Origin of the sequence: Methylobacterium tardum, assembly GCF_023546765.1 — a bacterium.
Classification (GTDB): domain Bacteria; phylum Pseudomonadota; class Alphaproteobacteria; order Rhizobiales; family Beijerinckiaceae; genus Methylobacterium; species Methylobacterium tardum.
This window is the reverse complement of the sequence record NZ_CP097484.1, coordinates 5,544,586-5,558,788: the sequence shown is the minus strand read 5'-3', so window position 1 is coordinate 5,558,788 and position 14,203 is coordinate 5,544,586. Positions and strand designations below refer to the sequence as shown.

At 69.7% G+C, this 14,203-nt stretch carries 15 protein-coding genes and 1 tRNA gene; 7 read left to right on the top strand and 9 right to left on the bottom strand.

Annotated elements, in window-relative coordinates; translation table 11 throughout:
* Nucleotides 1-287: 287 nt before the first annotated feature.
* Nucleotides 288-926 (bottom strand): hemerythrin domain-containing protein, encoded by a 639-nt coding sequence (locus M6G65_RS26525; RefSeq protein ID WP_238198710.1) that lies wholly within the window; start codon nt 924-926, stop codon nt 288-290.
* A gap of 263 nt (nt 927-1,189) precedes the next feature.
* On the opposite strand from M6G65_RS26525, the gene M6G65_RS26520 reads away from it, so the two are divergent.
* The 5 genes from M6G65_RS26520 to M6G65_RS26500 all read left to right on the top strand — a co-directional run bounded on the left by M6G65_RS26520 (nt 1,190) and on the right by M6G65_RS26500 (nt 4,683).
* Nucleotides 1,190-1,471, top strand: a complete 282-nt coding sequence (locus M6G65_RS26520; protein ID WP_238198711.1) for a hypothetical protein — start codon at nt 1,190-1,192, stop codon at nt 1,469-1,471.
* A gap of 289 nt (nt 1,472-1,760) precedes the next feature.
* Nucleotides 1,761-1,835 (top strand) — tRNA-Thr (locus tag M6G65_RS26515).
* Nucleotides 1,836-2,622: 787 nt separating this feature from the next.
* Nucleotides 2,623-2,853: a hypothetical protein gene (locus M6G65_RS26510; RefSeq protein ID WP_250103085.1), complete on the top strand. Its 231-nt coding sequence runs from the start codon at nt 2,623-2,625 to the stop codon at nt 2,851-2,853.
* Nucleotides 2,854-3,850: 997 nt separating this feature from the next.
* Complete coding sequence (locus M6G65_RS26505) at nt 3,851-4,090, top strand: NepR family anti-sigma factor (RefSeq protein ID WP_238198716.1); 240 nt, start codon at nt 3,851-3,853, stop codon at nt 4,088-4,090.
* Nucleotides 4,087-4,683 (top strand): sigma-70 family RNA polymerase sigma factor, encoded by a 597-nt coding sequence (locus M6G65_RS26500; protein WP_238198718.1) that lies wholly within the window; start codon nt 4,087-4,089, stop codon nt 4,681-4,683. The genes M6G65_RS26505 and M6G65_RS26500 overlap by 4 nt, the downstream gene beginning before the upstream one ends.
* 25 nt (nt 4,684-4,708) lie before the next feature.
* Here M6G65_RS26500 and M6G65_RS26495 read toward each other — a convergent pair whose 3' ends face one another.
* Complete coding sequence (locus tag M6G65_RS26495) at nt 4,709-5,242, bottom strand: isochorismatase family protein (RefSeq protein WP_238198720.1); 534 nt, start codon at nt 5,240-5,242, stop codon at nt 4,709-4,711.
* Nucleotides 5,243-5,642: 400 nt separating this feature from the next.
* Between M6G65_RS26495 and M6G65_RS26490 the strand changes: the two genes are divergently transcribed.
* Entirely contained in the window at nt 5,643-5,924 is a 282-nt protein-coding gene (locus M6G65_RS26490) for a hypothetical protein (protein WP_192709595.1), read from the top strand.
* Between the two features lie 167 nt (nt 5,925-6,091).
* On the opposite strand, the gene M6G65_RS26485 is transcribed toward M6G65_RS26490, so the two are convergent.
* Together M6G65_RS26485 and M6G65_RS26480 are read right to left on the bottom strand one after the other, a co-directional pair.
* Nucleotides 6,092-7,120, bottom strand: coding sequence for an asparaginase (locus tag M6G65_RS26485; RefSeq protein ID WP_238198722.1), 1,029 nt, complete (start codon nt 7,118-7,120; stop codon nt 6,092-6,094).
* A 186-nt stretch (nt 7,121-7,306) separates the two neighbouring features.
* A complete protein-coding gene (locus tag M6G65_RS26480) occupies nt 7,307-7,699 on the bottom strand; it encodes a hypothetical protein (protein WP_238198724.1) in 393 nt (130 codons plus the stop codon).
* On the opposite strand from M6G65_RS26480, the gene M6G65_RS26475 reads away from it, so the two are divergent.
* The gene (locus M6G65_RS26475; RefSeq protein ID WP_238198725.1) at nt 7,698-8,012 is read left to right on the top strand and encodes a hypothetical protein; all 315 of its coding nucleotides are present in this window, start codon (nt 7,698-7,700) and stop codon (nt 8,010-8,012) included. The two genes, M6G65_RS26480 and M6G65_RS26475, sit on opposite strands and share 2 nt — an antisense overlap.
* 288 nt (nt 8,013-8,300) lie before the next feature.
* On the opposite strand, the gene M6G65_RS26470 is transcribed toward M6G65_RS26475, so the two are convergent.
* The 5 genes from M6G65_RS26470 to M6G65_RS26450 all read right to left on the bottom strand — a co-directional run bounded on the left by M6G65_RS26470 (nt 8,301) and on the right by M6G65_RS26450 (nt 14,127).
* Nucleotides 8,301-9,167: a CheR family methyltransferase gene (locus M6G65_RS26470; RefSeq protein WP_238198727.1), complete on the bottom strand. Its 867-nt coding sequence runs from the start codon at nt 9,165-9,167 to the stop codon at nt 8,301-8,303.
* Nucleotides 9,164-10,366: a chemotaxis-specific protein-glutamate methyltransferase CheB gene (gene cheB, locus M6G65_RS26465; RefSeq protein WP_192709599.1), complete on the bottom strand. Its 1,203-nt coding sequence runs from the start codon at nt 10,364-10,366 to the stop codon at nt 9,164-9,166. Before cheB ends, M6G65_RS26470 begins: the two co-directional genes overlap by 4 nt.
* A 55-nt stretch (nt 10,367-10,421) precedes the next feature.
* Entirely contained in the window at nt 10,422-10,814 is a 393-nt protein-coding gene (locus M6G65_RS26460; protein WP_192709600.1) for a response regulator, read from the bottom strand.
* Between the two features lie 10 nt (nt 10,815-10,824).
* Nucleotides 10,825-11,322: a chemotaxis protein CheW gene (locus M6G65_RS26455; protein WP_192709601.1), complete on the bottom strand. Its 498-nt coding sequence runs from the start codon at nt 11,320-11,322 to the stop codon at nt 10,825-10,827.
* A gap of 63 nt (nt 11,323-11,385) precedes the next feature.
* The gene (locus M6G65_RS26450; RefSeq protein WP_250103084.1) at nt 11,386-14,127 is read right to left on the bottom strand and encodes a hybrid sensor histidine kinase/response regulator; all 2,742 of its coding nucleotides are present in this window, start codon (nt 14,125-14,127) and stop codon (nt 11,386-11,388) included.
* Between the last annotated feature and the right edge of the window lie 76 nt (nt 14,128-14,203).

Here is a 14,203-nt window from a genome sequence, read left to right as displayed (position 1 = left end):
TGTTCGCGAAGGTGCAGAGCACGTCGCGAAGCAGCGCGCTTGTCGCTCGTCTCAGAGCAGACGGATTGCCTGTCGAGGAGGCCACGGGCCTTCTGCTCACCTTCGAAGGCCTGCAGCGCCAACACGAGGCGCATCTTGCCGAGGCTGAACGGGCATAGCGCATCCCTACGGCCGCGGGGGCGATCGGTCGCTCCCCCGCCCCGCGAGCAGCTCGGGGCGGGTCCAAGTGGGCGACGCGTCCCGATGCGCGGGCGCCACCTTGCGCCCCACCGCGGTGTCGGCGGTGGTCACCGTGGCATCGGGCGCACCGCCTGCCGGGGGACACGCTCCCCCGCCTCGACCGCGCGGGGCGACCGCGAGCCGCCAAACCGGCCGCCGTTCCAGACCAGATAACCGAGTCCGACCGCCACGCCGGCGAGCGTCGCAACCAGGGCGACCTCGCTCGACAAGCCCCCCGCCACGGTGCGCCGCCTGCGCGTCCGAAGGGCGTTCGTCTTGGCGCGCACGAAAGCTCGTGTCGCCGCGGCGACCTCCTCGGGCCCGAGAAGGGTCTGGGCTGCCGGGACCAGCTCGTGAACGTGGCGGTGCAGGTGCTGATCCACGAGGAACGTGACATCCTCGAAGGTGTCGAGCCAGCCAGCCGAGTTTCTCCGCGAGTAGCGGGCGAGCTGCTGCAACTGGCGCCTGAACTCCGCGTGGCTGCGGTGCAGGTCTTCAATCAGCGCGCGTGTCTGGTTCTCGCGGTTCAGGGGACCGTAGAGGCTGGCGTCGAGGGCGATCGCATGCAGGTCCAGCTCAGCCATGAGATCGGACAGCATCTGCTCTCGGCCGCCGACCGCGCCGGGATCGTTGAGAGCGTAAGGGATCTCGCGGATCAGGCCACCGATGTTCTCGTGGTCGCGTTCGATGAGCTGCCAAATGTCCATGCACGTCTCCCTTGTCGATGGCGTCGCAACAGCTTCGAACCACCCACCCGCGCGGACCGTTCCTACCGGCCGCTGAAGAAATGGGCCGACGCGCAAGCCTCCACGGCCGTCCGCGGGTGCGGCCTCGGTGTCGCCCCCCGCCTGCGGATCATCGACCGCGCGGGCGCAGCGCAGCATCGGCGTGCAGGCTGGAAGCCGATGAGCGTGGGGGGAACGCGCTTGCGTCTGCGCAAGTTCTTGTCGGCATCAACGGGAGCACCAGCATGCACATCGTCGGACGCGCATCCATCGTCGCCGTCGTGGCCCTCATGAGTGTCGGAGCGGCCGAGGCCAAGGGCTGCATCAAGGGCGCGATCATCGGCGGCCTCGCTGGCCATTATCTGGCCGAGCGCGGCGTGGTCGGCGCGGTCGCCGGGTGCCTGACCGGACGGGCTCTGGCCAACCGTCAGGCGCGGCGCGAGATCGATTACGGGGCACGCGTTCAGCCGCGTGGAACCGGCTACGGCCCGCCTCAGGCCTACCCGCGCCGGGACTACTCTTACTAACCTGGCGGGCGAGGCCGCGCTCTTAGCCGGCACAACGCCCGGGTCGCGCCCGCGTGGGTGCCGCGGCCCAGCCTTGCCGTGCGCGGGCGCGGGCCTCATCCCGTCGTTGGATGCGCCCGCAGGGTATTGGTCCGCGGGCGAGCCTGTTTGCGCTCGCCTGTCGGGAACGCGAACGACCCGGGACCGGAAGGGGCCGGGTTTTGTGCCTTGACGAGACGCCCTCAAACGTTGTCAAAGTCGCCCCAGACGCACGGAAACCGCCAAATTCCTCAATGGTTTCCGTGCGCCTGCCGGTGTAGCACAGCGGTAGTGCAGCGGTTTTGTAAACCGAAGGTCGGGAGTTCGATCCTCTCCACCGGCACCAGTCCTAACAACAGCTTGGCGCCATTTCTCGCCTGCCGGATGCCAAGCGATTTCCGCCGGGGTGACAGCAGCCTCATGTCATGTCGGTTACAGCGGCCCGCACCGGATGCGCGAGCGGCGTTCATGAGAGGCAACAAGTCCGTCACGGCGATGACCCTGACGATGATTGCATAGGCCGCCCTGTCGGCGGCGGGACGAGTCGCTGACCTTCGACGCTCGCCCGCGACCTTGTCCCCAAAGGCAGACGGGCGGGCGTGGATTCAATTTCGAACACGCTACGGAAGTCCGAGAAGCGGATCGAGCGCTCGGACAGCGCTTTCGTGACCGAAGAAAAGGCCTTTGCGGAAGCCACACGGGCAATCGAGGTCGATATGAAGCCGAGCCGCGGCGGCCAGCCCTACCGTCTAGATTTTAACAGTTTTCGAGACTGCGCCATCTTAGGGATTCGGTGATTCGAGCCTCCTCTCAGCGGGAGATTCCCATGGGATCGCCTGTCTATCCAGTCTATCCGGATCTCAACACAAGCTCGGCGAGCAATGCAGCGGCCAACCATCCGGACCACCGTCGCGGTCAGTGCGTCGATGCCGCAGACCAGCTCGCCAGTCCGGTTCTGCTCGGCATCGCTGTCGCCGGCTCATCGGTGGCTTGCCTGCTCATCCGATTGGTGATCGGTTAAGAGCAACGGCGCATCTGCCAATGCGGGCCCTTTGTCGATCGGCGGCGCATGCGTCGCCTGATCAGCCGACCTCAGGACCTCATCTGCCGTCGCGCCGATAGAGGCTCGCTCCATGCGGCTCACCCTCGGTCATCTGGGCGATTGGGTCGCCGATCCCCGCGAACTCGCCGCACGACTCGGTGTGGGTACCGAGGACCTGAAGCGCTTGGAGCGCTACGGCTATGTCGACGCCCGGATCAAAGAGGACGCGGGCTGCACGCGGGTAACCGTTCGCCTGCTGAACAGCGGCTGGCGCGGCACCTTCGACCAGGGCGGCATGCTCATCAGCGAGGAGAAATGGTGACACCATCACGCCCCGCTCGCACGCCCCGCTTGCCGCTCAAGGCCGTGGCGGACCTGAGCCTTTCTACGTGGCCGGTGTGATGCACATCACAGACGTCCTTCCCCAATTCGCAGGAAGAGGACGGCCGCCCTTGGCGGATAAAGAGGCCACATGGATGGTGCCCTTGAGACCGTTGCGCTCGTCGTCGGCGCTCCCCTCTCGGTGACGGTGGTTGTCTCGATCTGGCTGCACAGCCTGAGGAGACCGAACCGGGACGATGACGATTGACGCGCCGCACTCACGCTCCCTGAAATCCCAGCCGCCCCACCCCTAGTATTGGCAATTGTGGGACACCTCGAAACAGGGTCAAAGCCGGCCTTCCGCACGCAGCTTGGCCTGCACACCGAAGGCACGCGTGGGTCTGTTAGGCTCAGTGACCAGCACGAGCCAACACTCTCGAAAAAAACAAGCCACGGCAAAGCCTTACAACAGTCCGTTCGCTGTGAGCCTGTGTTAGGCCGCGTGATGCCATTTCGTCAGTTTTGTAAACCGAAGGACGGGAGTTCGATCCCCTCCACGGCCCCAGCTTCCCGCGCGGGCGCAGGACCTGCGGTGCGCCTGCTTATCGATCAGGACCGATGCTGGCGTCCGCTCCAAGACGCTGTGCGACGGCGCGCAGCAGGCCGAGCGCGCACCGACGGGGCGTTCTGGACGCACACCCGGGCGGGTCGCCGCTCAGCCCCCGTTCAGACGGCTCCACCGATATCCGTAATGGCCAAGCTGTAAATAAGTATTTCTGATTTGTAACTAAGGTGATCCGCGTCTATAAGGGCTCAAGCTCGGCCGTTATAAGATTAAGATTAGATGAATGTGCAATTCAGAGGCGATTAAATCCGCCGCGCCTACCAGCGCCGCCGGAAGGCGATGAGGCGTGTCCGCGCCGTGCTCGGTCGATGACCGGCAAGGCGGACCGCCATGCCCCCCTCGGGGCCGCATCGCGCACGTTAGGGGCGCGGCCATGATGGGGAACGACGAGCGGCCGATCAGAGGCGCCGCCGAGACGATCGAAGCGGGCGATCCCGGCCTCGCGCCGCGTCGGGCGAGGCAGAGCCGCCCGATCGATGCGGCGGCGCGCGACCGGATCGGGCGCGGCCTGCGGCTGCACTACGCGGCGGTCCTGGCCCAGCCGATCCCGGACCGGCTCCGGACGCTCCTCGACGACCTCGCCGCCTGCGCCGAGACGGAGGCCCAGCCATGACCCTGATGCTGCAAGCCGCTCCCGCGGGGAGCGGGTCCGGCCCCGCGCCGGCCGGCGCCGATGCCGAGATGCGCGACCTGCTGCTCGGGGCGATCCCGGCCCTGCGCGCCTTCGCGTTCTCGTTGACCTACGACTTCGACCGCTCGGACGACCTCGTCCAGGACACGCTGGTGCGCGCCTGGATCAACGCCGCCAGCTTCCGCCGGGGGACCAACCTGACCGCGTGGCTGTTCACGATCCTGCGCAACCTGTTCTACTCGGAGCAGCGCAAGCGCAAGCGCGAGGTGGAGGACGCTGACGGCGTGCATGCCGGCCGGCTGACCGCCCTGCCCGAGCAGGAGGTCCGGATGGAGATGGCGCAGTTCCAGAGCGCCCTGAACCGTCTGCCTGCCGCCCAGCGTGAGGCGCTGGTCCTCGTGGGCGCCCAGAGCTTCACCTACGAGGAGGCCGCGGCGATCTGCGGCGTCGCGGTCGGAACCATCAAGAGCCGGGTCAGCCGCGCGCGCCTGCGCCTGATCGAGGCGCTGGGGATGGACGGCACCGACGATATCGGACCCGACGCCCGGACCCGCGCAGCCCTGGACGGGAGCTGAGGCGCCGCGCCGAGCGGCGCGCCGCTCACTTGATGAGCCGGACGACCTCGCGGAACCGCCTGTGCCGGACGGTTCCGAGCCACTCGAACGCCACCATCTCGGTGGTGACGATCTCGGCGCCGTGGGCCGCCATGCGGACGAGCGCCGCATCCCGGTTCTCGATCCGGCGGGAGCCCACCGCGTCGCGGACCACCCAGACCCGCCGCCCGGCCTCCAGCAAGCCGAGCGCCGTCTGAAGCACGCAGATATGCGCCTCGCAGCCGGCCACCACGAGGTCGCGATCCGCGGGCAGACGCTCGAGGAAGCCCGGGGCCTGCACGGCGCCGAAGCTCATCTTCGGGAAAGCCATCCCCGGCTCCGGCGCGAGTTCCGGCACGGTCGGCCCCAGGCCTCCGGCATTCTGCTCGGTGAACAGGATCGGCACATCGAGGAGCTTCGCGGCCGCGGCGAGGCGGCCCGTGTTGGCGAGCACGCCAGCGCCCTCGGCGATCGCCGGCATCAGCCGGACCTGAACGTCGATGACGAGGAGGAGCGTACGGGCGGGATCGATCATCGGCATTGGGTTCGGGTCTCGGGTCTCGCGCGCCGAAGCGGCGTTCGGTCGAATCTCTAAGTCTCCTCTGTGGCGGTTCGGCAGACCTCCAGCCGGAGGGGCGCGCTGCGGGCCATGCGCACCGTCGTGCGGCTGTCACGAAGGCCGACCGTCGCGTGCCGCGCCTCCCTCAACGGACAGCGTTCCTGTCGTGGACACGCATCATGGTCACGGCCTGACCGGCTTCGAGTTTTGAGCGGGCGAGGCTGACCACGCCGGCAAACACGGCGCGGCCAGCCTCCGGTCCGACCCAACGCGAGGCGGCACGCGGCTGGGCGACCAGCTGCGTGCCGTCGATCCGCGCAGGCCAGCTTCAGGAAGGCCAAGGGGGCTAAGCCGCTCATCCCGGAGGAAGAGCAAGACTGCCATGTCCCAGATCATCGTCCCGCAGCAGCCCCAGGACCCTGTCGCCGGTCTGGTGGGTGCACAGATCGACGCATTGCTGGCGGAGCTGCATCGGAAACGGGCTGAGCTCACGGAACAGAGGACAGGCCTGGATCGCCGCGGGCCGACCGGCGATGCCCGGATCGACAGGCTCAACGTCGAACTCGGCGTGCAGATCAGCGACGGCTTGGCGACCATCAACCAGCTCATCGAGCAGGTCGAGACGTTCGCCATCGACATGACGCGGGACCTGCCGGCGGCGTGAACCCGGCTGACGGGTCCCCATGGGAGGCCCAGGAAACCGCGTTGTGCGTGTTCGCATCGGGCTCCGGCCTCTGCCGGCACCGACGCCGCCGAGGGATGAGCCGATGCGCGCCCGGTCAGGCTCGGTGCCGCGCCCGTGCACGGCTGGCCGCGATCGCGGGCCGCGCCTCAGTAGGTCGCGAACAGGCGCGCCACCGCGTCCGGCTCGTGGGTGACGGTCAGCGCCAGCGCGAGCAGGATCCGGGCCTTCTGCGGCGTGAGGTTGTCGGCGCTGAGGATGCCGCGGCTGCGCAAGCGGGTGGTGAGGGGCACCACGCCGCTCCCGGCCCGGGTCGACATCACCACCACGATCCCGTCGGCGGCCGCCGCCTCCAGGGCCTCGGCCTCGGCGGGCGGGGTCATGCCCGGGGCGAGCCCGGCCGAGACGAGGCCGCGGGCGCCCGCCGCCAGGAACGCCCGCACCGCGGTGCCGTCGGCATCGGCGTAGCCGTAGGCGATGTCGACCCGCGGCAGCGCCGGACGATCACGAATGTCGAACGGCGTGCCCGGCGCGGTCGCGCGCTCGGAGCGGCGATAATAGCGGACCGTGTCACCGTCCACGTGGCCGAGCACACCGAAATCCGGGGTCCGGAAGGTCTGAAGGCGCGCCACCGAGGTCTTGGTGACCTCGCGGGCCGCCTGGATCTCGTCGTTGAGCACCACGAGGACGCCGCGCCCGCGGGATTCCGGTGCCGCCGCCGTGCGCACGGCGGCCACGAGGTTGAGCTTGGCATCGGTGGAGAGCGCGCTCATGGGCCGCTGCGAGCCCACCAGCACCACCGGCAGATCGACCGTCAGGGTCAGGCTGAGGGCGTAGGCGGTCTCTTCCAGGGTGGCGGTGCCGTGCCCGATCACGATCCCGGCGAGGTCCGGGTGCTCGTCTGCGAGGCGCGCGCACAGCCGGACGAGGTCGCGCCACTCGGCAAAGCCGATCGCCGGGCTCGGGACCGCGCGGAACGGGACCGGGACCACGGACGCCACCGTCGCCAGCTCGGGGACGGCGTCCAGGATCGCACCGGCGTCGAGGCGCCGGTCGGTGGCGGTGTAGTCGAGGATGTCGAGGGCATCGCGCCCCAGCGACGAGATCGTCCCGCCGGTTCCGATGAACGCGACCTTGGGCAATCCGGCCCCATGCCCTGCTGCCAATCCTGCCGCCATTGCCGTGCCTCCCGGCCATCCTCGGCCGCGCGAATCCGATGGCGCCGTGATGCCCCGTCGCGCAGCGAGGGTCGACCCCGCCCGGCGCATTCGGGCGATGCGCCGGACGACGGATCGGGACGCTCGGGGCCCCGGCCACGTGCGCCCCGCGTCCCGCGGGCTCCTTCAGCGGGACGCGTGCTGGTCTCAGCTCTGGAAGTCGAACAGCAGGGCCGAGATATTGGTGCTGGCGTTGGTGCCGCTCGCCCCGTAGCCCACGCTGCCCGACTGGCTGCTCTGAAGCTGCTGGATGAAGGTGGAGAGCAGGTCGTTCGTCGACGTTGTGCCGGATCCGCTCCCGGAATCCGACGACGTTCCGTTCGTGGAGTCGGATGCGGAGCCGCCCGGCGGCGGCCCGGGCGGCGGCCCCGGAGGCGGGCCGCCGACGCCCGAAAGGCCGCCGTCATCCGACGTGGCGTCGGAGGTCTGCGTGCTCTGGCCGTGGCTGGAGAACAGGTTCTTCAGCTCGGTGGCTTGGTCGCTGGTCAGCGTGCCGCTGCTGACCTGATCGGAGATCAGGCTGTCGATCCGATCCTTCATGGAGGACGGATCGAGCTTCGCCTGGGTCGTGCTGCTGCTCGAGGCGGTCCGGTCCGCCGACAGACTCGAATCAATCGACGACAGAGCGTTCGTCAATGCGGTGGCGTCAGTGCCGCTCAGTGTCCCGGCCGACAGCTCGCTGCTGATCGTGTCGGACATCTGCGTTTTGGGGTTGTTCTGGGAGGACCATCGCGGTGCGGAGAGCTGCGATGTCGTGGTCGATGAGACGGTACTCATGAAGGCGCTCGTGGCACGGATCTGCCGGAATCGCCCGGCGGCGGGTCCGTGTGCAAATTACCCACGCGCTTCTTAAGGCCGCGTTTCACTCGGGCTCAGGATCCGATGCGTCGATGCGGATCTCGTCCTGCACGCCGTCCGGTCGACCGGATCTCAGGCCCGGCCCGATGACCCGGGGACCTCCTCCGCGGGACTTGCCGACGCGTCACGACGCCGAGACTTGGCAGTCTCGACGCGCCCGCCTTTGCGAGCGCAGCAATCCAGGCAGCGCCACGCCTCGCGACGTCGCGCAACCCTGCGCCACTGCGCTCCGCGCGATGCCGGCGCGGCCCGCGTCAGCCGGAGGCGTCAACCGCGCGCCGGGTCAGACACCCGCGGCCACGCGCAGCGGCGGCATCATCTCGGCCGGGCGCGCCGCGGGGGCGGCGTGACTGTAGAGACCGCGATGCTTCGGATGCGGGGCCAGCCGGTCGGTCAGGCCGATCACCGTCTCCGCCGCGCCGAGCAGGAGCGCGCCGTCGGGCGCCAGCTGGGCGGCGAGCCGCGCCAGCACGTCCGATTTCGTCGGGGCGTCGAAGTAGATCAGCACGTTGCGGCAGTAGATCACGTCGAACTGGCCGAGGGACGCGAAGCTGTGCAGCAGATTGAGCTGGCGGTAATCGACCATGCTGCGCAGGCTCTGGGCGATCTGCCATTGCTCCCCGACCTGGGTAAAGTACTTGATCAGCCACTGCACCGGCAGGCCGCGCTGGACCTCGAAATGGCTGTACAGCCCGAGCTTCGCCTTCTCGATTACCTCGGTGGATAGGTCGGTCGCCACGATCTCGACCTGCCAGCCGGCGAGCCGGGGCGCCGCCTCCTGCAGGAGCATGGCGAGCGAGTAGGGCTCCTGCCCGGTGGAGGATGCCGCACACCAGATCCGCAGCTTGCGCCGGCTGGCATTGCGCGCCAGGGCCTCCGGCAGGAGCGTGTCGCGGAACAGGTCGAACGGCATCCGGTCGCGGAAGAAGAAGGTCTCGTTCGTGGTCATCGCCTCGACCACGGCCCGCTCGATCGCGCCGTTCTGGCCGAGCTTGAGGGCTCCGATCAGGTCGCCGAGGCTGGCGAGGCCGAAGCGGCGGCAGACCGGGGTCAGCCGGCTCTCCACGAGGTAGCGCTTCTCGGGCGTCAGCGCGAGGCCGGAGCGCTGCTTGAGAAAGCTGCGCAGGTATTCGAATTCGAGCTCGGTCATGCCGGCTGCCCCGTGATCAGGGCGCGCAGCGCCGTGGCGAGTTCGGGCAGCGGCAGCACGGCCTCGGCGAGGCCCGCCCGCGCGACGCTGCCCGGCATCCCCCAGACGGTGCTGGTGGCCTCGTCCTGGGCGAGCACCGGGCCGCCGGCCTCGGTGAGCGCCCGGGCGCCGTTGGTGCCGTCGGATCCCATGCCGGTCAGGATGACGGTCGCGGTGGCCGCGCCGAACACGACCGCGGCGTCCTTGAACAGCACGTCGACCGCGGGGCGGCAGAAATTCACCGGCGGCCCGTCCGTGAGCTTGATGATCGGCCCGCTCGGCCCCGCCGCGAGGCCCATGTGGCGGCCGCCCGGGGCCACGTAGATCCGGCCCGGCTCGACCCGCTCGTCGGCCTTGCCCTCGGCGGCCGGGAGGCCGGTGCGGGTCGACAGGTGCTCGGCGAACACCGCCGTGAAGATCGGCGGCATGTGCTGCACGATCAGCACCGGCAGGCGGCGGAGCGCGGCCGCCCCGATCCCCTCCAGCATCTCGCCCACCGCCCGCGGACCGCCCGTGGAGGAGCCGATCAGCAGGGCGCGGGGCTGGGTCCGGTTGCGCACCTTCGGCCGCAGGGTGAAGGGCGTCGCGGGCCGCGCCGCGGCCGGCGCCGGGTGGTGGGCCGCCGGCGCAGAGGCGGGCGCCGCGGCGGGCGCCGCCGGGATTCCCGCGGGGGACGGGCGCCGGGTCCGGGCCCGGGCGGAGCCGAAGACGCGGACGCGCTCGATCAGCTCGGCCCGGAACGTGTCCGAGGTGGTCACGCCCCGGCTGCTCTCGGGCTTGGCGATGTAGTCGACCGCGCCGAGGGCGAGGCATTTCAGCGAGATATCGGCGTTGCGCGTCGTCAGGGTCGACATCATGACGACCTGCACGCTCGGGCTCATGGCGAGCATGCGCGGCAGCGCCGTGGTGCCGTCGAGCTCTGGCATCTCGATGTCGAGCAGGACCACGTCCGGATCGTGCTTGGCCATGAGCTCCAGGGCGATCCGGCCGTTCGAGGCCGTGGCGACGAGCTCGAATCCGGCCTCGCCGATCCAACGGGCGACGAGGCCGCGCACCACGGCGGAATCGTCGGCCACCAGCACGCGGATCGCCGAGGCCGACGCTGTCGTGCTGGGCGTGGATGGGGTGCGAAGCGGAGCGACCGCGGGACTCAGGGCCATGATGCTTGCCTCGGGTACTCAGTCGCGGATGCGGAAACGCAGGTTGGGCGTAGGGTCAGGCCGCGTCGGCGACGAGGCCGACCTGCTCGAGCTTGGCCGTCAGGATGTCGCGGTCGAAGGGCTTCATGATGTACTCGTCCGCCCCCGCCCGGAGGGCGCGGGCGATCGCCCCGACGTCGTTCTCGGTCGTGCAGAACAGGACCTTCGGCGCTGCGCCGCCCTCGCTCTGGCGCAGGGCCTGGAGGAACGCGTAGCCGTCCATGTTCGGCATGTTCCAATCGAGCAGGATCACGTCCGGCATGCTCGCCGCGCAGGCTTCGAGGGCGGCACTCCCGTCCTCGGCCTCGCTGACGTTGATGCCGAGATCCTCGATGATCCGCCGGGCGACCTTCCGGATCACCGCGGAATCGTCCACCACCAGGCAGGTGATCTCGTGCGGCGCCTTCATGATCGTCTCCTCAAGCCGCCTTGGCACCGGCGGCCGTGAAGCCCAGGAGCGCGTCCACGTCGAGGATCACCAAGAGGCGCCCATCGAGGCGGTGCACGCAGGTGGCGAGGTCGCGGAAGCGCGGATCGAGGTTGATCGGTACGGCCTCGCGGCTGTCGGCACCGAGCTTGAGCACCTCGCCGACGCCGTCGACCACGAGCGCAAAGGTCTCGCCGGCCTGCTCCAGGCCGATCGCCATCTTCGGGCTGGCCTTGGCGCCGTCGGCCTCCGCCTCGGGCAGCCCGAGGCGCCGGCGCAGGCTCATGGCCGTGACCACGCGGCCGCGCAGGTTGAGGAGGCCGACGATCTCGGCCGGGGCCAGGGGCACCGGCGTCACCCCCGAGGGAACGAACACGTCGTGGACGCGCTCGATCGCCAGCCCGAACAGGGTCTCGCCGACATAGACCGTGACGAAGTCATCGGTGGCACCGGTCTCGGTGCTGGTGGCGTTGGCGTTGGCAGCCTGCATCGGAACTCTCCGGATTCGGTCGTCTCGATCGTGTCGATCGTCTAGGGGCTGGCGGCGCGGGGATCAGGCGGCCTTCGCCACCGTCCCGGCGCCGATCTCGGCGAGCGCCGCGATCAGTCCGCTGCGGTCGAACTTCGCCACGAGGTCGTTGATCGCCAGGGTCCGGGCCCGCTCCACCGCGTCCGCACCGATGGCGCCGGTGAGGCCGATCACCGGGAGGGCGGCCAGCCGGGGCTCGGCCCGGCGCATCGCCGCGACGAGGTCGAAGCCGCTGCGGCCCGGCATCTCCAGGTCGGTGACCACCACCTCGATCTTCGGATCGGCTTCGAGGGCGGCCAGCGCCGCATCCGCGCTCGCCGCCGTGACCACCTGGTAGCCCGCGGCCTTGAGCACCGGGCTCAGCATGTCGCGGAAGAAGGCCGAGTCGCCGACCAGCAGGATCGCCGAGATCTGCTCGGGCCGCTTCAGGCCGCGCGCCCAGTCGTCGTAGGCCAGCGGCAGGAAGTGGGCGATGTTGATGATGTCGGTCGCCCGGCCCCGCAGCACCGCCGAGCCGATCAGGTCCGAGCGGTCGGCCGCGATCTCGATGTCGAGGCGCTCCTCGACGATGTCGACGATCTCGCCGACCACGAGGCCCATGGCGCGCTCGCCGTCGGAGAACACCACCAGGGCCTGCGTCCCCTCCGACTTGATGGTGATCGCCGCGTCGGCCGGGACCAGGGGCATCAGGCGCCCGCGGTACTGGATCAGCGCGCGGCCGCCGAGCCACTCGACCTTGGCGCACTCGATCTCCTCGAGGCGGGTGACCAGCGACAGCGGCACCGCCTTGAAGCTGCCCTGGCCGCCCTTGAACACCAGGAGCGTGGTCTTGGTGTCGGCCATCTCGACCGCCTCGTCGGCGTCGGCATCGATGTGGCCGCCGCTGCCCTGGACGCCCTGCGCCACCTGGCGGGCCACGCCGTTCGGATCGACGATCAGCACCACGGCGCCGTCGCCCAGGATCGTGTTGCCGGCGAACATCGGGATGTGCCGCAGCTTCACCGACATCGGCTTCACGACGATTTCCTCCGTGTGGAAGACCTCGCCGACCAGGATGCCGAAGCGCTCGCGCCCGACCTGGGCGACCACCACGAAGCCGGCCTGCTCGGCCTCGGTGCCCGGGGCCGATTGCCCGAGCAGGCCGGTGAGCGAGACGATCGGCAGGAGCCGCTCGCGCAGGCGCAGAACCGGCGCGCCGTTGATGTGCTCGACCCGCTGCGCCCCGGCATCGACCCGGACCAGCTCCAGCACGGCCACCTGCGGCAGGGCGAAGCGGTGCTCGCCGGCCCGCACGATGAGGGCGGCGACGATGGCGAGCGTCAGCGGGATCTTGATGGTGAAGGTGGTGCCGCGGCCCGCCGTGGTGGCGATGTCGATCAGGCCGCCGATGGTCTCGATGTTGGTCTTGACCACGTCCATGCCGACGCCGCGGCCCGAGACCGAGGTCACCGCCGCCGCCGTCGAGAAGCCGGCGTGGAAGATGAACTTGGCGACCTGGGCGTCGGTCATCCGGTCGACATCGGCCTGGGCGGCGAGCCCGCGCTCCACCGCCTTCTTGCGGATCGCCGCGAGGTTCAGGCCCTTGCCGTCGTCGGCGATCTCGATCGTGATCGTGCCACCCTCGTGGTAGGCGGCGAGCCGGATCGTGCCGCGGGCGGGCTTGCCCGCCGCGATGCGCTCGGCGGTCGATTCGAGCCCGTGATCGGCCGAGTTGCGGACCATGTGGGTCAGCGGGTCCTTGATGACCTCAAGGACCTGCCGGTCGAGCTCGGTCTCGTTGCCGACCATCACGAGGTCGATCTGCTTGCCGAGTTCCGCCGAGAGGTCGCGGACCACGCGCGGCAGCTTCTGCCACGCGTTGCCGATCGGCTGCATGCGCGTCTTCATCACGCCTTCCTGCAACTCGGCGGTGACGTGCGACAGGCGCTGCAGCGGGACCTTGTAGCTCGAATCCTCGTGCCGGCGGGCGATCTCGAGGAGCTGGTTGCGGGTCAGCACCAGCTCCGAGACCATGGTCATCAGGTGCTCGAGCGTGTCGACGTTCACCCGAATCGTCTGGTTCTTGGCGGCGGCGGCCGTCTCGCCCTCGGCGCCTTCGGCCTTCTCGGCCCGGACCGGCTCGGCCTTGTCCTCGGCCTTGTCGGCCTCGACTGCGTCCGGCTTGGCAGCGTCGGCCTGGGCGGGCCCGCTCTGCGCCACCGCCTTCGGCGCCGCGCTCGCGACCGGCGCGGGGGCAGGCGGCGGGAGAGCGAAATCCGATTCGTCCGGTCCCGGCGCCGCCAGGAAGGCGGCCTCCAGGTCATCCAGGGAGACTTCGCCGGGCTTCAGCTCGCGGACCACCGGATCGGGCAGCACCGGCTCGGGCGGGGCCGCCTGCACCGGCGCCTCGGCCACCCCCTCGGCCATGCGCTCCAGGGCGGAGATGAGGTCGTCGTCCGAGCCCGACGGCTCCGTGCCGGTGGCCTCGAGGTCGGCGAGAATCGCCTTCAGCCGGTCGAGGGTCAGCAGAATCAGCGTGACCGAGTCCGAGGTGGCGGGCAGCCCGTCGCGGAACCGGCCCATCAAGGTTTCCGCGGCATGCGCCAAGGCTTCGAGCCGCGGAAGACCGAGGAATCCGCAGGTTCCCTTGATGGTATGCACCAACCGGAAGATATTCCGAAGAATAGTCTCGTTATTCGGGTCCTGCTCGAACCGAACCAGTTCTGCATCGACCGTGTCGAGATGCTCCCCGCTCTCGGTCAGAAACTCGCGAAGCAGGTCGTCCATAGTCGCTACTCGTTACGCGGAGAAGGTCTCGCGCAACCTACTTACTCGGGCGGGGTTAGGGAAGCGTTTCCATCCC